Origin of the sequence: Streptomyces sp. NPDC093252, from assembly GCF_040683675.1 — a bacterium.
In the GTDB taxonomy this organism is placed as follows: domain Bacteria; phylum Actinomycetota; class Actinomycetes; order Streptomycetales; family Streptomycetaceae; genus Streptomyces.
Genome location: NZ_JBFBEM010000006.1, coordinates 323,145 through 337,807, shown reverse-complemented (window position 1 = coordinate 337,807; position 14,663 = coordinate 323,145). Strand labels below are relative to the sequence as shown.

The 14,663-nt window shown below is 71.4% G+C and carries 17 protein-coding genes; 2 read left to right on the top strand and 15 right to left on the bottom strand.

Going from position 1 to position 14,663, the window contains the following annotated elements; genetic code table 11:
* The first annotated feature begins 22 nt into the window (after positions 1 to 22).
* Complete coding sequence (locus AB0O01_RS15450) at positions 23 to 1,849, top strand: endonuclease/exonuclease/phosphatase family protein (RefSeq protein ID WP_365313583.1); 1,827 nt, start codon at positions 23 to 25, stop codon at positions 1,847 to 1,849.
* 140 nt (positions 1,850 to 1,989) lie between these two features.
* On the opposite strand, the gene AB0O01_RS15445 is transcribed toward AB0O01_RS15450, so the two are convergent.
* The 3 genes from AB0O01_RS15445 to AB0O01_RS15435 form a co-directional block, all read right to left on the bottom strand.
* Positions 1,990 to 2,802, bottom strand: a complete 813-nt coding sequence (locus AB0O01_RS15445; protein ID WP_365313582.1) for an SRPBCC domain-containing protein — start codon at positions 2,800 to 2,802, stop codon at positions 1,990 to 1,992.
* A 109-nt stretch (positions 2,803 to 2,911) separates the two neighbouring features.
* Entirely contained in the window at positions 2,912 to 3,583 is a 672-nt protein-coding gene (locus AB0O01_RS15440) for a winged helix-turn-helix domain-containing protein (protein WP_365313581.1), read from the bottom strand.
* A gap of 68 nt (positions 3,584 to 3,651) precedes the next feature.
* Positions 3,652 to 4,380 carry a hypothetical protein gene (locus AB0O01_RS15435; protein ID WP_365313580.1) on the bottom strand — a complete coding sequence of 243 codons (729 nt, stop codon included), beginning with the start codon at positions 4,378 to 4,380 and terminating at the stop codon, positions 3,652 to 3,654.
* 206 nt (positions 4,381 to 4,586) lie between these two features.
* On the opposite strand from AB0O01_RS15435, the gene dapA reads away from it, so the two are divergent.
* Positions 4,587 to 5,609: a 4-hydroxy-tetrahydrodipicolinate synthase gene (gene dapA, locus AB0O01_RS15430; protein WP_365313578.1), complete on the top strand. Its 1,023-nt coding sequence runs from the start codon at positions 4,587 to 4,589 to the stop codon at positions 5,607 to 5,609.
* Between the two features lie 22 nt (positions 5,610 to 5,631).
* Here dapA and AB0O01_RS15425 read toward each other — a convergent pair whose 3' ends face one another.
* From AB0O01_RS15425 to sufD, 12 genes are all read right to left on the bottom strand, one after another.
* Entirely contained in the window at positions 5,632 to 6,852 is a 1,221-nt protein-coding gene (locus AB0O01_RS15425; protein ID WP_365313577.1) for a WD40 repeat domain-containing protein, read from the bottom strand.
* Positions 6,843 to 7,373 carry a SigE family RNA polymerase sigma factor gene (locus tag AB0O01_RS15420; RefSeq protein WP_365313771.1) on the bottom strand — a complete coding sequence of 177 codons (531 nt, stop codon included), beginning with the start codon at positions 7,371 to 7,373 and terminating at the stop codon, positions 6,843 to 6,845. Before AB0O01_RS15420 ends, AB0O01_RS15425 begins: the two co-directional genes overlap by 10 nt.
* Before the next feature lie 210 nt (positions 7,374 to 7,583).
* Positions 7,584 to 7,844, bottom strand: a complete 261-nt coding sequence (locus AB0O01_RS15415) for a hypothetical protein (RefSeq protein WP_365313576.1) — start codon at positions 7,842 to 7,844, stop codon at positions 7,584 to 7,586.
* Between the two features lie 195 nt (positions 7,845 to 8,039).
* Positions 8,040 to 9,029, bottom strand: coding sequence for a 2,3,4,5-tetrahydropyridine-2,6-dicarboxylate N-succinyltransferase (gene dapD / locus AB0O01_RS15410; RefSeq protein WP_365313574.1), 990 nt, complete (start codon positions 9,027 to 9,029; stop codon positions 8,040 to 8,042).
* 54 nt (positions 9,030 to 9,083) lie between these two features.
* A complete protein-coding gene (locus AB0O01_RS15405; protein ID WP_365313573.1) occupies positions 9,084 to 9,638 on the bottom strand; it encodes a TetR family transcriptional regulator in 555 nt (184 codons plus the stop codon).
* Positions 9,638 to 10,024, bottom strand: coding sequence for a multidrug efflux SMR transporter (locus tag AB0O01_RS15400; protein ID WP_365313572.1), 387 nt, complete (start codon positions 10,022 to 10,024; stop codon positions 9,638 to 9,640). The genes AB0O01_RS15405 and AB0O01_RS15400 overlap by 1 nt, the downstream gene beginning before the upstream one ends.
* 141 nt (positions 10,025 to 10,165) lie before the next feature.
* Positions 10,166 to 10,498, bottom strand: a complete 333-nt coding sequence (locus AB0O01_RS15395; protein WP_365313571.1) for a metal-sulfur cluster assembly factor — start codon at positions 10,496 to 10,498, stop codon at positions 10,166 to 10,168.
* Entirely contained in the window at positions 10,495 to 10,977 is a 483-nt protein-coding gene (gene sufU, locus AB0O01_RS15390; RefSeq protein ID WP_365313569.1) for a Fe-S cluster assembly sulfur transfer protein SufU, read from the bottom strand. The genes AB0O01_RS15395 and sufU overlap by 4 nt, the downstream gene beginning before the upstream one ends.
* Positions 10,978 to 10,993: 16 nt before the next feature.
* The gene (locus AB0O01_RS15385) at positions 10,994 to 12,250 is read right to left on the bottom strand and encodes a cysteine desulfurase (RefSeq protein ID WP_365313567.1); all 1,257 of its coding nucleotides are present in this window, start codon (positions 12,248 to 12,250) and stop codon (positions 10,994 to 10,996) included.
* Positions 12,247 to 13,011: a Fe-S cluster assembly ATPase SufC gene (sufC, locus tag AB0O01_RS15380; protein WP_365313566.1), complete on the bottom strand. Its 765-nt coding sequence runs from the start codon at positions 13,009 to 13,011 to the stop codon at positions 12,247 to 12,249. Before sufC ends, AB0O01_RS15385 begins: the two co-directional genes overlap by 4 nt.
* Before the next feature lie 8 nt (positions 13,012 to 13,019).
* Positions 13,020 to 13,340, bottom strand: coding sequence for a bifunctional 3-phenylpropionate/cinnamic acid dioxygenase ferredoxin subunit (locus AB0O01_RS15375; protein WP_365313564.1), 321 nt, complete (start codon positions 13,338 to 13,340; stop codon positions 13,020 to 13,022).
* Positions 13,337 to 14,521 carry a Fe-S cluster assembly protein SufD gene (gene sufD / locus AB0O01_RS15370; RefSeq protein ID WP_365313563.1) on the bottom strand — a complete coding sequence of 395 codons (1,185 nt, stop codon included), beginning with the start codon at positions 14,519 to 14,521 and terminating at the stop codon, positions 13,337 to 13,339. Before sufD ends, AB0O01_RS15375 begins: the two co-directional genes overlap by 4 nt.
* Positions 14,522 to 14,663 lie beyond the last annotated feature (142 nt).

The following is a 14,663-nucleotide window of genomic DNA, read 5'->3' as shown; positions in this document are numbered from 1 at the left end:
TCCCATCCCCCGGAGGGATACCTTGCCGAGCAAGTCTTCCGCGCGTCTCGCCGCGCTCACCGTCGCCGCCGTGTGCTCGGCGGCGTCGACCCTCGTGCTGACCTCGCCCGCCCACGCGGACGCGGTCCGGATCCATGACATCCAGGGCTCGACCCGGACCTCCCCGTACGCCGGACAGCAGGTCACGGACGTGACCGGAATCGTCACCGGGGTGCGCGGCTACGGCTCCTCCAGAGGATTCTGGATACAGGACCCGAACCCGGACGCCGACCCGGCCACCAGCGAGGGCGTCTTCGTCTTCACCTCGTCCACCCCGAGGGTCGCGGTCGGCGACGCGGTGAGCGTGTCCGGCACGGTGACCGAGTTCGTGCCGGGCGGCACCGCCTCCGGGAACCAGAGCCTGACCGAGATCACCCGCCCGACGGTCACCGTCGTCTCCAGCGGCAACCCGGTCCCGGCCGCCACGACGATCGACAGCCGCTCGGTGCCGTCCCGCTACACCCCGCCCGGCGACCCGGCGGCCGGCGGCTCGGTCAACGCCCTGCCGCTCCGCCCGCAGAAGTACGCCCTGGACCACTACGAGTCCCTGGAGGGCATGAACGTCCAGGTCGCCGATGTCCGCGTGGTGGGCGCCACCGACCCGTACACCGAGCTGTGGGTCACGGTGAAGCCGTACGAGAACCGCGGCGCGAGCGGGGGCACGGTCTACGGCTCCTACTCCTCGCAGAACACCGGGCGGCTCCAGATCCAGTCGCTGGGCGCGGTGGCCGACTTCCCCAAGGCGAACGTCGGCGACAGCCTCACCGGCACCACCGCCGGTCCGCTGGACTACAACCAGTTCGGCGGTTACACCATGGTCGCGAGCCGGATCGGCGCGCTGAAGCAGGGTCAGAACGAGCGCGAGACGACCGACAAGCAGCGCCGTGACGAACTGGCCGTCGCCACCTACAACGTGGAGAACCTGGACCCGGCCGACCAGACGTTCGAGGAGCACGCCGCCGCGATCGTGACCAGCCTCCGCTCGCCCGACATCCTCTCCCTGGAGGAGGTCCAGGACGACAACGGCGCCACCAACAACGGCACCGTCTCCGCCGAGCAGACCCTGACGAAGCTGACGGACGCGATCGTCGCCGCGGGCGGCCCGGCCTACCAGTGGCGGTCCATCGACCCGGTGAACAACGCCGACGGCGGCGAGCCCGGCGGCAACATCCGCCAGGTCTTCCTGTTCAACCCGGAGCGGGTGTCCTTCACCGACCGCGCGGGCGGCGACGCCACCACCGCGACCGGGGTGACCAAGGTGCGCGGCAAGGCGGCGCTGACCGCCTCCCCGGGCCGGATCGACCCGACGGACACCGCCTTCACCGCCAGCCGCAAGCCGCTCGTCGGCGAGTTCGTCTTCCGCGGCGAAACGGTCTTCGTGATCGCCAACCACTTCAACTCCAAGGGCGGCGACCAGGGGCTGACCTCCCAGTACCAGCCCCCGGCGCGCAGCTCGGAGACCCAGCGCCACCAGCAGGCCACACTGGTCAACGCCTTCGTCCAGGACATCCTGGCCGAGCAGAAGAACGCGGACGTCATCGCCCTCGGCGACATCAACGACTTCGAGTTCTCCGAGACGGTCGACATCCTGGAGGGCGAGGGCGCGCTGTGGTCGGCGGTGAAGTCCCTGCCGAAGAGCGAGCGTTACTCGTATGTCTTCCAGGGCAACAGCCAGACCCTCGACCAGATCCTGATCAGCCCGTCGATCCGCCGCGCCGACCACTTCGAGTACGACAGCGTGCACATCAACGCGGAGTTCCACGACCAGATCAGCGACCACGACCCGCAGATTCTGCGCTTCCGCCCGTAGACCGGACCCACGGCCTCCACGGCCTCCACGGTCTCCATGGTCTCCGTGGTCTCCATGGCCTCCGCGTCCCCGGGGCCCGTCGCCTCACCCACGCGACGGGCCCCGGCCCGCACCCGCGGCGCCCACCGGTTCACCGGCCGTCACCGGCCCCCGAAGACCCCGTCCAGCCAGCCCTTCCACACCCGCTCGACCCGCGCCGGATCCGCGTCCGGGGCGAAGTCGTGCACGGCCATCCCCACCACATGCCCCCAGTGATTGCGGCCGAAGACCCGGATCAGGGCGTCCCGCGTCCGCAGTCCCAGGAAGTACGGGTCGTGGTAGTCGACAACCGCGTCGAGCACCACGCCCTCCGGACCACCGGTCCGCACCCGCGCCCCCTCCGGACCACCGCCGATCCGCACCCGCGTCCCCTCGGGCGCATCGCCGGTCAGGCCCAGCGCCCGCTCGACAGCGGCGAGGGCGTCGGGCGCTCCCGCCGCCTCCGGCCCGTCGAACGCGGCGAACGCGGTGAGCGGACGGCCCGCGAACCGGGTCAGATACTGGCGCAGGGTGTGCAGATAGAAGCCGGTGTGCCGGGCGGCCCCGTCGTACTGGTTGTCCCAGTCGTCGACGAAGATCCCGCTGTGCACATAGCGCACCCAGGCCCGGCGGCCCTCGTCGCGCGGCTCGATGGTGTAGTCGAGCTGGTTGACGGTCTGGGTCGCGGACGGGTCGTCGAACTCCGCCCGGTTGGTGTAGCGGTGCGGCGGATCCCAGGCGACCACCTCGGAACCGTATGGTCCAGCGCCCCCGGCGCGCGGCTCGGGCGGCTCCATCGGCCACAGCCAGCCACCGGTGCCCGCGGTGACCGCCTCCCACACCCGCTCGGGCGCGACCTCGACCTCGAACTCCCGGACGATCTCGAACACGTTCTCGGCGGCCTTCTCGGCGGCCTTCTCGGACAGGTCGGACATGGCGCTGCTCCTGGGAATGCGATGGGGATTCGAGTGCGATTCGAGTGCGATCCGAAGGGGATGCGAATGGGATGCGAGATGGACGGGTTCCGGCGGCGCCCGACAGCTCCTAAGCGGGGCCGATCCCGGGAACGGGCTCGGACTCCCCCACCCCTTCCCGCTCTCCCCGCACCTCCGGCACTTCCCGCGCTTCCGGCACTTCCCGCACCTTGGGATGCAGAGCGACAACGATCCGGTGATCCCGCCCCCCCTCCACCTCCGGCGCGTCGTACTTGCGGATCAGGGCGCTCACCCCCGCCGCCAGTTCCTCCACGAACGCGGCCCGGTCGGCGGCGGAGGCGAACCGCACCTCACCGTCCAGCGCGAAGGTCGCGAGGCGTTTGCGGGCCCGCGCGGCGCCGGTGATCAGCGCACCGGCGTCCCGCACCAGCCGGGCGCCGAGCGCCAGCATCCAGCGCGCGGAGAGCTGGTCGCGGAACCGGTCCGGGTCCGGCTGCACCGCGGCCAGGGCGGCCGGCGAGATGACGTACGACGCGGCGGTGGCCCGCATCAGCCGCTCGGTGACATTGCCCTTGCGGCGCTCCCCGGCGAGTTCGACCAGTCCGTGCCGCTCCAGTGCCTTGAGGTGGTAGTTCACCTTCTGCCGGGGCAGTCCCACCCGGCCCGCCAGCATGGTGGCCGACGCGGGCCCGGCCGCCAGCTCGGCCAGCAGCCGGGCCCGTACCGGGTCCAGACTGACGGCCGCGGCCTCGGGGTCCTCGATGACGGTGACGTCCAGCATGCCCCCAGCCTCCCACCGAACATTATCCTTGTCCAGGAGGATCGACTATTCGGCGGCACCGCCCGCTCCTACGCGGTCAGCCCCAACACATGCCGGAACCGCGCCCCCGTGAACCGGGTCACCCCCGGATACGCCCGCACCTTCTCCCACTCCCCGGCGCCCGCCCCTCCCCCCGCCCCTCCGTCCGCCCCGCGCCCTGCCGCCGCCGCACCGGCGATGACCTCGTCGTAGGCGGTGTCGTCCGCCCACTCGGCGTAGTTCAGGACATGGGTGCCGTCGTCCGAGAGGTGGAAGTGCGCGGAGATCAGACCCCGGTGCCCCTCCGCGTCCAGGTCCTGCGTCGCCAGCAGGGTGTCGATCCAGTCCGTCCGCCGACCCGCGGCCCCGGGTTCGAAGTCGATCCGTACGGTGACGATCAGCTCCGGGACCCGCGCGTCACCGGCGGCCCGCTCGCGGCTGCGGTAGCGGGAGTACCGGTTGAGGGAGAGCCGCTCGATGCCGGGCACGGCGGTGTCGATCTCGTCCACGGTCTCCTGGCGCCGCGTCTTGAAGAAGCCCTCGTAGCCCGCCGGGCTGGCCCACTGGGCGTGGTGCAGCAGGGTGCCGCCGTCATGGCCGAGGTAGACGTGGTGGGAGATGAGTTCGCGGGCGGGCCAAGGGCGGCGCTCCCAGGTCGCGGCGAAGGCGTCGACGGTGAGCCGCTGCCGTTCGGGGGTGCCCACCCGCCAGGTGGAGAAGTAGGGTGCCCCGACCTCCGGGAGCAGCAGATCGGGGTGGGTGTGGACACGGCGGGTCATACGGACCTCCTGGTCGGTCACCCGGTTCACGGCCGGGCGGGGACACCACCCACCCTCCGACCTCAACCGAACTTCAGGTCAAGCCCCACCCGCCAGCCCGACCGACCACCCCCGCCCTCCCTCAGCACCACTCCTTAGCAACCCTGCGGAGCATTACGTAGAAGATTTAAGTGGAGCTTCACAATGCGGCGACCGACACTGCTCCTATGACGCACCCGGCACCCACACATCCCGCATCCCCGCACCCGGCACCCACACACCCCGCACCCGAGCACTCCGCATCCCTCCATCCGGTACCCACCCCTCCCGCCCCCTCCCTCTCCCTGTCCCCCACCCCCTTCGGCCGCGCCCTGTGCGCGATGGTCACGCCCTTCACGGACTCGGGGGCCCTGGACCCGGACGGGGCGGGGCTGCTGGCGGAGCACCTGGTGGCCCGGGGCTGCGACGGGCTGGTGCTGTCCGGCACCACCGGCGAGTCCCCGACCACCTCCGACGCCGAGAAGGCGGCCCTGGTGCGGGCGGTACGGGAGGCGGTGGGCGGCCGGGCCACGGTGATCGCGGGCGTCGGCACCTCCGACACCCGGCACTCGGTCGAGCTGGCGCGCGCGGCGGAGCGGGCGGGCGCGGACGGTGTGCTGGTGGTGACCCCGTACTACAGCAGGCCCCCGCAGGACGCCGTGGAGGCCCACTTCCGGGCGGTCGCCGACGGCTGCGGACTGCCGGTGATGCTGTACGACATCCCGGGCCGCACCGGCACCCGCATCGCACCGGACACCCTGCTGCGGCTGGCCGAGCACCCGGCGATCGTCGCCGTCAAGGACTGCTCCCACGACTTCCTCGCCGCCCAGAAGGTCATGTCCCGCACGGAACTGGCGTACTACGCGGGCTGCGAGGAGCACATCCTCGCCCTGTACGCGATCGGCGGGGCGGGCTATGTCAGCACGGTCGCCAACGTGATCCCGGAGCGGCTACGGGCGGTGCTGGACGCGTTCGACGCCGGGGTCACCGTGAAGGCCGGCCGCCTCCAGCGGGAGACGGCCGGCCTGGTCGAGGCGATGATGGCGGACGGGCTGCCGGGGACGGTCACCGCGAAGGCCCTCCTGGCGGAGCTGGGCCTGCCGGCCGGACCGGTCCGGTCGCCGCTGCGCCCGGCGGACCCGGAGCGGACGGCGCTCCTGCGGGCCGCGTACGAGGCGGTCGCCCCCGTGCCCGTCCCCGTCGCCTGCTGACCGGCCCGCCCGCCGGGACGGCTCACCTGGTCGTGAACACCGGCCGCCACGGCGTCGCGAGGCCCTCGGTCGGCAGGTCCCCCGCCCCGGCCAGCGGCACGGCCTCGTCGCTGCCGATCGTGACCAGCACCAGCCGGGGCTGATACGCCACCGTGTCGTCCGGACGGCGTTCCCAGGCGATGAGCCTTTGGTCGTCCACCCAGGCGAACGGTTCGGCACCGCGCACCTCACCGACCCGCTCGCCGGTGCGGGCGTCGAGGATCTCGGAGTAGGCCCCCTCGGGCTGGTCGCGGAACAGCCGACCGGCGACGAGGCTGCCGTCCGGCGACAGCCCGGCACCGGAGTCCGTCTGCACGTACTGCTCCCCGGCGGGTGTGGCGATCGGGAGTCCGCTCAGGTCGTAGTAGTGCGGGAATCCGTCCAGCAACCCGGACGACCACCCCCGCACGGTGGTGTCGCCGACGCCGAACCCGAAGTCGTCGCGCCCTTCGGCGAGCGGCTCCGGGTCGACCCGGCTCCAGCGGGCCGACCCCTCCGCCACGTCGATGATGGAGAAGCCGGTCCGGCTGGACGGGGCCGGGCCCGCGACGCCGTTCTGCTGGTCGCGCTCCGCGTCGGAGAGCAGGTCGGGATGCCGGTCGTAGGTCGTGGCGAGGAGGCGTTCCCCGTCCGCGGACCAGGCGAGCCCGCCGACGCCCCGCTCGACCGGAATCCAGCGCTCGACCTGTCCCGTGGCCAGGTCGAGCAGCCCGATCCGCCGGGCCGGGAGGGCCTGTTCCAGCACCGCCGCGGTCCGCGCGCCGGGCGCGACGGCGACGAACGACCAGCGCGCGTCCTCCTCGTAGCGTCCGGTGCCGGGGTCGAGCAGCGCGTACGTACGTTCCGGGTACATGTCGGCGGTGGGGACGCCCAGCCTCGGCGAGGTGGTGTAGTAGGCGGCGAGCACGACCTCTCCGGCGGAGATCCGGTCCCGCGGCGGTGACTGGTCCGGGTGGGCCTCGACATCCCGCGCCGCGCTCTGCGTGACGGACGGCCCGTCCCGCCCCCCGGTGTCCAGCAGCGGCACCCCGACGGCCAGGATCACACCGGTGACGGCCGCTACGGCGGTCCCGACGGCCACGCGCGACCGGCGGCGGCGCCGGGCGGCGAGCACCCGGTCGGCGAAGGCGCCGCTGGGGGGGCGCTGTTCGGCGGCCTGTTCGCCGAGCGCCTGGCGCAGCAGTACCTCGGTGTTCACTGGCATACCTCCAGGGGTGCGCGGTCGACGGCGAGGGAGGCCAGCTCCGGCGAGTAGGCGCGGAGCCGTGCGAGCGAGCGATGGGTCGTGGACCGTACGGTGCCCACCGAGCAGCCGAGGACCCGGGCGACCTCGCCCTCGGGCAGGTCCTCGAAGTAGCGCAGCACCAGCACGGTCCGCTGCCGGGGGGTGAGCCGGGACAGCGCGTCCCGGAGCAGCAGCCGCAGTTCGGCGGCGGTGGCGGCGTCGCCAGTGCTGCGCTGGTCGGGCGGCTCGGCGACGGTCAGTTCGCGCCGGGGCCATTTCAGCCGCCAGCGGCTGATCTGCTGGCGGTAGAGGATCCGCCGGACATACGCCTCGGGATCGTCGATCCGCCGCCAGCGGCCGGCGGCCTTGATCAGGGCGTTCTGGAGCAGGTCCTCGGCGGCGTGCCGGTCGCCGCCGCTGAGCAGCACCGCGCAGCGCAGCAGAACGGTGGACCGGTTCTCGACGAACCGGCGGAAGCTCTCCTCGTCCTGGGCATTCATCGTCACCTTCTCTTCCCCGGCCGGCCCGGGTTCGGGCCGGCCCTCCTCACCCCTCCTGACGCCCGCGGCCCGCCCCCGCTATGCCCCGGTCGTGGAAAACGACCCATGAAGATCCACCCATGAAGATCCACCCACGCAGATCGGCCCGGGGCCGTCCGTTCCGCGTGCTGCGGTTCGGACGGCCCCGGGCCGTACTGCCGGACGGCTGTCTCACTCGGCGGCCGTCTCCGCCGCCGCCGCGCCCTCCGTCGTCTGCTCGTCGCCGAACACCCGGAAGTGTTCGAGGACATCCTCGGCGGGGTCGTCGATCTGGCCGATATGGAGGTTGACCAGGCCGACGCGGGTGCCGTTGTGGGAGTCGGTGTGGGCCTCGTCGGCCTGTGCGGCACCGCCGGACAGCCAGCCCACCGCGACCACCGCGACCGCCCCCGTCAGCAGCCGTGCCGTGTTCCTCGTGCCCAGGTTCGTCATTCTTCAGCCCTCGTCTCGCGACCGTTCGGCGGATGATCGGACGCGTTACGACCCCCGGCGTCCGTCTGTTCATCCGCTTCATCTGCGGGACGGGCCCCGAGGACACGGATGGCGGTCCACGGTGGTCCTTTTAAGTGATCGTCACCGTGATCGTCACTGCGATCGCCCCCGTGATCACCCCCGGTCGCCGGGACCTCAGTTGTGGCTGTGCAGGACGTCGTTGAGGCCGCCCCACTCGGCGTTGTTGGGGCGGGCCTCGACGGTGCCGGTGACGGAGTTGCGGCGGAAGAGGATGTTGCTGGCGCCGGAGAGTTCGCGGGCCTTGACGATCTGGCCGTCGGGCAGGGTGACCCGGGTCCCGGCGGTGAGGTAGAGGCCCGCCTCGACCACGCAGTCGTCGCCGAGCGCGATCCCGATCCCGGCCTCGGCGCCGACCAGGGAGCGTTCGCCGATGGCCACCCGCTCCTTGCCGCCGCCGGACAGGGTGCCCATGGTGGAGGCGCCGCCGCCGATGTCGGAGCCGTCGCCGACGACGACGCCCTGGGAGATCCGGCCCTCGACCATGGAGGTGCCGAGCGTCCCGGCGTTGAAGTTGACGAAGCCCTCGTGCATCACGGTGGTACCGGCGGCGAGGTGGGCGCCGAGCCGGACCCGGTCGGCGTCGGCGATCCGGACGCCCGCCGGGGCCACGTAGTCGGTCATGCGGGGGAACTTGTCGACACCGAACACGCTGACGTGCAGCCCGCGGGCGCGCGCGGCGAGCCGGACGGTCTCCAGGGTGTCGACGGCGACCGGGCCCAGCGAGGTCCAGGCGACATTGGGCAGCAGGCCGAAGATGCCGTCCAGGTTCTGCCCGTTGGGCCGGACCAGCCGGTGCGAGAGCAGATGGAGGCGCAGATAGGCGTCGTGGGTGTCGAGCGGCTTGTCGTCCAGGGAGGAGATGACCGTGCGGACCGCGACGGTCTCGACACCGCGCACCCCGTCCTTGGCGAGCGCGGCGACGGCGTGCTCACCGAGCAGCGCGCGGGTGCGGTCGGCGTCCAGCCGCTCGGTACCGGCCGGTCCGGGCGCGTCGGAGAGTTCGGGGGCGGGGAACCAGGTGTCGAGAACGGTGCCGTCGGCGGCGACGGTGGCGAGTCCGGCGGCCACGGCACCGGTGGTACGGGAAGCAGTCGTGTCGGTCATGGGGGCAACCTAACCGCCCGCGCCCCACCGGGGCCAAACCGGGCCGGGCCCGTCTCACCCGCCGGTCGGACGGCTCCCGATCACCCGGGCCAGCAGCTCCCGCGCGTATCCCTCGTCGTAGGGGGTGTCGGTCAGCAGCACCTGGAGGCAGAGACCGTCCATCAGGGCGACCACGGCACGGGCGGTCACCTCGTCCACATGCCGGACGAGGCTCGCGACCACCCCGTCGGCCCATGCGGCGGCGACCGGGCGCAGGGCGGGGCGGCGCAGCGCGGCGAGGTACAGCTCGTACTCCAGCTCCACGCCGGTCCGGTCGCCCGCGAGCCACTCGCCGAGCAGCGCGGCGAGTTCGGCGGCGAGGTCGAGATCCGGTGCGCGCAGCCCACCGCGCGCCTCCATCAGGGCGCCGAAGCTCTCGTTGCACTGCCTGAGCGCGGCCACCAGCAATTCGTCCAGGGTCGCGAAGTGATAGGTGGTCGAGCCCAGCGGTACGTCCGCCTCGACGGCGACCGTCCGGTGGCTCAGCCCCGCGAGGCCCTTGGCGCCCACCACCCGGATCGCCGCGTCGATGATCCGCTGCCGGCGCCCGGGGTCGTACCGGCGGGCCATCAGTGCGCGCCCCCCAGGTTGAGCACCACGACCCCGATGATGATCAGCGCGATCCCGGCCGCCTTGGCCAGGGTCATGCCCTCCCCCAGGAACACCGCGCCGATGATCGCCACGACCGCGGTCCCGGCCCCGGACCAGATCGCGTACGCGGTCCCCACCGAGATCGTCTTCAGCGTCTGCGCGAGCAGCGTGAACGCCACGAGATAGCCGACCGCGGTGATCAGCGACGGCCAGAGCCGGGTGAAGCCGTGGCTGTACTTCATGGAGGTGGTCGCGGCGATCTCGGCGGCGATGGCCCCCGCGAGCAGGAGGAAACCCATACGGAGGAGCGTACAGAGGAATGTGTACGGTCGTACATAACGATTGGATCCCGGGACGGCGCGCACGCCGACCGCTCCGGACGGCACGCCGGCGGCCCCCAGCCCCCAGCAGAAAGCCAGTGGCCCCGGACGGCACGGCGACGGCCCCCGGCGGGAGGCCGGGGGCCGTGCGAAGGGGGGTCGGGGCCGTGCAGGGGGCGCGGAAGCTCAGACGTTGAAGCCCAGCGCCCGCAACTGCTCCCGCCCGTCGTCCGTGATCTTGTCGGGGCCCCACGGGGGCATCCAGACCCAGTTGATGCGCAACTCGCTGACCAGGCCGTCCGTGGCGGACTTGGCCTGGTCCTCGATGACGTCCGTGAGGGGACAGGCCGCCGAGGTGAGGGTCATGTCGACCGTCGCCACATTGGAGTCGTCCACGTGGATGCCGTAGATCAGGCCGAGGTTGACGACGTCGATGCCCAGTTCCGGGTCCACGACGTCCATCAGGGCCTCGCGGAGTTCCTCCTCCGAGGCCGGCTTCATCTCGATGGTCTCGGTCATGCCGTCTTCCTTTCAGAGGCGGGGGCGTCGGCAGCGGCGGAGCCCAGGGCCTGGGCGGTCGCGTCCTTCCACGCCATCCAGCTCAGCAGCGCGCACTTGACGCGGGCCGGGTACTTGGAGACACCGGCGAACGCGACCGCGTCCTCCAGCACCTCCTCCATGGCGTCGTCCGGCTCGATCCGGCCCTTGGACTGCATCAGCTCCAGGAAGGTCTCCTGGATCTTGCGGGCGTCGGTGACGTCCTTGCCGACCAGCAGTTCGTTCAGCACGGAGGCGCTGGCCTGGCTGATCGAGCAGCCCTGGCCCTCGTAGGAGACGTCCTCGATCGTCGTGCCGTCGTACTTCACGCGCAGGGTGATCTCGTCGCCGCACGTCGGGTTCACATGGTGGACCTCGGCGTCGCCGTCCCTCAGACCACGCCCGTGCGGGTTCTTGTAGTGGTCCAGGATGACTTCCTGGTACATGGAGTCCAGCTTCACGGTTGCAGCACGCCCCTCAGCCGAAGAAGTTCCGTACGTGCTCCAGACCGTCGACCAGTGCGTCGATCTCGGCCGGCGTGGAGTACAGATAGAACGACGCCCTGGTGGTCGCGGGAATTCCGTAGCGCAGGCAGACCGGGCGGGCGCAGTGGTGGCCGACCCGGACCGCGATGCCCTGCTCGTCCAGCACCTGGCCCACGTCGTGGGGGTGGATGTCACCGAGGGTGAACGAGATCGCGGCGCCCCGGTCCTCGGCCGTGCTGGGGCCGATGATCCGGAGGTCGGGGACCTCCAGGAGCCGCTTGACGGCGTACTCGGTCAGGGCGTGCTCATGGGCGAGGATCTTGTCCATGCCGAGCGCGGTGAGGTAGTCGATGGCCGCGCCGAGGCCGACCGCCTGGGCGATCGGCGGGGTGCCCGCCTCGAACTTGTGCGGGGCGGGGGCGTAGGTGGAGGAGTGCATCGAGACGGTCTCGATCATCTCGCCGCCGCCGAGGAACGGGGGCAGGTCCTCCAGCAGTTCCTGGCGGCCCCAGAGCACCCCGATGCCGGTCGGCGCGCACATCTTGTGGCCGGTGAAGGCCACGAAGTCGGCCTGGAGGGACTGCACGTCCAGCGGCATGTGCGGGGCGGCCTGGGAGGCGTCGACGCAGACCAGCGCGCCGACCTCCTGGGCGCGGCGGACGATCGCCTCGACCGGGTTGACCGTGCCCAGGATGTTGGAGACCAGGACGAAGGAGACGATCTTGGTCTTCTCGGTGATGATCTCGTCGATGTTGGACAGGTCGAGGCGGCCGTCGTCGGTGAGGCCGAACCACTTCAGCTTCGCGCCCGTGCGCTGCGACAGCAACTGCCAGGGGACGATGTTGGAGTGGTGCTCCATCTCCGTGATGACGATCTCGGTGTCGGAGTCCACCCGGTAGGGCTCGTCGGCCCAGCCGAGCATGTTCGCCACCAGGTTCAGCGACTCGGAGGCGTTCTTGGTGAAGATCACCTCGTCGCGGCTGGGCGCGTTGATGAAGGCGGCGACCTTGTCGCGCGCGCCCTCGTACAGCGCCGTGGCCTCCTCGGCGAGGACATGCACACCGCGGTGGACGTTGGCGTTGTACCGCTCGTAGTACTCGCTCAGGGCGTCCAGTACCTGGCGCGGCTTCTGCGAGGTCGCCGCGTTGTCCAGGTACACGAGCTTCTTACCGTCGTGGACCTGGCGGTCCAGGATGGGGAAGTCCTTGCGGATCGCCTCGGTGTCGAGGAGGCCCGGCAACTGTGTCACGCGGATGCGCCACCCTTCACGTATGCCTCGTAGCCCTCGTTCTCCAGCTTGTCCGCCAGCTCCGGGCCGCCGGACTCGGCGATCCGGCCGCCCGCGAAGACATGGACGTGGTCGGGCTTGATGTAGCGCAGGATGCGCGTGTAGTGGGTGATGAGGAGGGTGCCGACCTCGCCGCTCTCGCGGACCCGGTTGACGCCCTCGGAGACCACCCGCAGCGCGTCCACGTCGAGACCGGAGTCGGTCTCGTCCAGGATCGCGATCTTCGGCTTGAGCAGTTCGAGCTGGAGGATCTCGTGGCGCTTCTTCTCACCGCCGGAGAAGCCCTCGTTGACATTGCGCTCGGCGAAGGCGGGGTCCATGTTGAGGCGCTCCATGGCCTCCTTGACCTCCTTCACCCAGGTGCGCAGCTTGGGGGCCTCGCCGCGGATGGCGGTGGCGGAGGTGCGCAGGAAGTTGGAGACCGAGACACCGGGGACCTCGACCGGGTACTGCATGGCGAGGAACAGTCCGGCGCGGGCCCGCTCGTCGACGGACATCTCCAGGACGTCCTCGCCGTCGAGGGTGACCGTGCCGCCGGTGATCGTGTACTTGGGGTGGCCGGCCAGCGAGTAGGCGAGGGTGGACTTGCCGGAGCCGTTGGGGCCCATGATGGCGTGCGTCTCGCCCTGCTTCACGGTGAGGTCGACGCCCTTGAGGATCTCCTTCGTGGCGTTGTCGGCCTCGACGGTGACGTGCAGGTCTCGGATTTCAAGCGTTGCCATGGGTTGCCTCAGGACTCCTGGGTGAGGGAGACGAGCACGTCGTCCCCTTCGATCTTTACGGGGTAAACGGGTACGGGGCGGGTGGCCGGGAGGCCGGACGGCTTGCCGGTGCGCAGGTCGAAGGTGGAGCCGTGCAGCCAGCACTCGATGGCGCAGTCCTCCACCTCGCCCTCGGACAGCGAGACATTCGCGTGCGAGCAGATGTCGTTGATGGCGAACACCTCGCCCTCGGTGTGCACCAGGGCCACCGGCGTGCCGTCGAGTTCCACCCGCTTCGGGGTGTCCTGCTCCAGCTCGCTGAGCGCGCAGACACGGACGAAGGCCGTCATGCGACCGCTGCCTCCAGTTCCTGCTCGATCCGGGCGATGAGCCGCTCCTCGACGTCCGGGATGCCGATCTGCTGGACGAGTTCGGCGAAGAAGCCGCGCACGACCAGACGGCGGGCCTCGATCTCGGGGATGCCGCGGGCCATCAGATAGAAGAGCTGCTCGTCGTCGAAGCGGCCGGTGGCGGAGGCGTGTCCGGCGCCGACGATCTCACCGGTCTCGATCTCCAGATTGGGCACCGAGTCGACGCGGGCGCCGTCCGTGAGGACCAGGTTGCGGTTCATCTCATAGGTGTCGGTGCCCTCGGCCTTCGCCTCGATGAGCACGTCGCCGATCCACACCGCGTGGGCCTGCTCGCCCTGGAGGGCGCCCTTGTAGACCACGTTGGACTTGCAGTGCGGGACGTTGTGGTCGACCAGGAGGCGGTGCTCCTGGTGCTGGCCGGCGTCGGTGAAGTACAGGCCGAGCAGTTCGGCGTCGCCACCCGTCCCGGCGTAGGCCACCCGGGGGTGCAGCCGCACGACATCGCCGCCGAAGGTGACGACCACGGACTTGAAGGTGGCGTCCCGGCCGACGAGGGCGTTGTGCTGGGCCACGTGCACGGCCTTGTCGTCCCAGTCCTGGACGGAGACCACGGTGAGCTTCGCCCCGTCGCCGAGGACGTACTCGACGTTGGCGGCGAGCACCGCGTCCCCGGTGTGGTCGAGGACGACCAGGGCCTCGGCGAAGGCGCCCAGCTCGATCACCTGGTGGGCGTAGGCGACCCCGCCCTCGCCGTGCACGGTGATCCGGATCGGCTCGGTGAGCTGCGTGTCCCTGGGGACCGTGACGATCCCGGCCTGCTCGAAGGCGGAGTACGCCTGGGCGGCGACCCGGTCGACGGGGGTGCCGGCCCGGCCGAGCCGGGCGTCGCCCCGGCCGACGGTCTCCACGGTGACGCCCTCGGGGGCCTCGACGGCGACCTTCACCCCGGTGCCGGAGGCGATGGCGGTGCCGTCGTGCAGCCCGCGCAGCCGCGCCAGCGGGGTGAACCGCCACTCCTCCTCCCGGCCGTGGGGCACGGGGAAGTCCGCCACGTCGAAGGACGGGGGGGCGCTCATCCGGGTGGCGACGGTCGACTCCGCGGCCACCGCGATCGAGCCGGCGGTGGTGGAACCCACCGGAATACTCTGAGCCTCAGCCATGGCTGTCGATCTGCTCTCTTCCTTACGACGATCTTGCGAGGGTGACGACGAACGCCCGACGGCGATCACGGGGAACGCCGGTGACGCATATACGGTGACGATCTTCGGCCCGCCCCGGAAGGCGGGCCGTCCGCTGACGGAA

Bases quoted from the DNA above. Each gene is read 5' to 3' on its own strand.
- AB0O01_RS15445 (WP_365313582.1), bottom strand. From the start codon at position 2,802: ATGTCCGACCTGTCCGAGAAGGCCGCCGAGAAGGCCGCCGAGAACGTG.
- AB0O01_RS15440 (WP_365313581.1), bottom strand. From the start codon at position 3,583: ATGCTGGACGTCACCGTCATCGAGGACCCCGAGGCCGCGGCCGTCAGT.
- AB0O01_RS15435 (WP_365313580.1), bottom strand. From the start codon at position 4,380: ATGACCCGCCGTGTCCACACCCACCCCGATCTGCTGCTCCCGGAGGTC.
- dapA (WP_365313578.1), top strand. From the start codon at position 4,587: ATGACGCACCCGGCACCCACACATCCCGCATCCCCGCACCCGGCACCC.
- AB0O01_RS15425 (WP_365313577.1), bottom strand. From the start codon at position 6,852: ATGCCAGTGAACACCGAGGTACTGCTGCGCCAGGCGCTCGGCGAACAG.
- AB0O01_RS15420 (WP_365313771.1), bottom strand. From the start codon at position 7,373: ATGAATGCCCAGGACGAGGAGAGCTTCCGCCGGTTCGTCGAGAACCGG.
- AB0O01_RS15415 (WP_365313576.1), bottom strand. From the start codon at position 7,844: ATGACGAACCTGGGCACGAGGAACACGGCACGGCTGCTGACGGGGGCG.
- dapD (WP_365313574.1), bottom strand. From the start codon at position 9,029: ATGACCGACACGACTGCTTCCCGTACCACCGGTGCCGTGGCCGCCGGA.
- AB0O01_RS15405 (WP_365313573.1), bottom strand. From the start codon at position 9,638: ATGGCCCGCCGGTACGACCCCGGGCGCCGGCAGCGGATCATCGACGCG.
- AB0O01_RS15395 (WP_365313571.1), bottom strand. From the start codon at position 10,498: ATGACCGAGACCATCGAGATGAAGCCGGCCTCGGAGGAGGAACTCCGC.
- sufC (WP_365313566.1), bottom strand. From the start codon at position 13,011: ATGGCAACGCTTGAAATCCGAGACCTGCACGTCACCGTCGAGGCCGAC.
- AB0O01_RS15375 (WP_365313564.1), bottom strand. From the start codon at position 13,340: ATGACGGCCTTCGTCCGTGTCTGCGCGCTCAGCGAGCTGGAGCAGGAC.
- sufD (WP_365313563.1), bottom strand. From the start codon at position 14,521: ATGGCTGAGGCTCAGAGTATTCCGGTGGGTTCCACCACCGCCGGCTCG.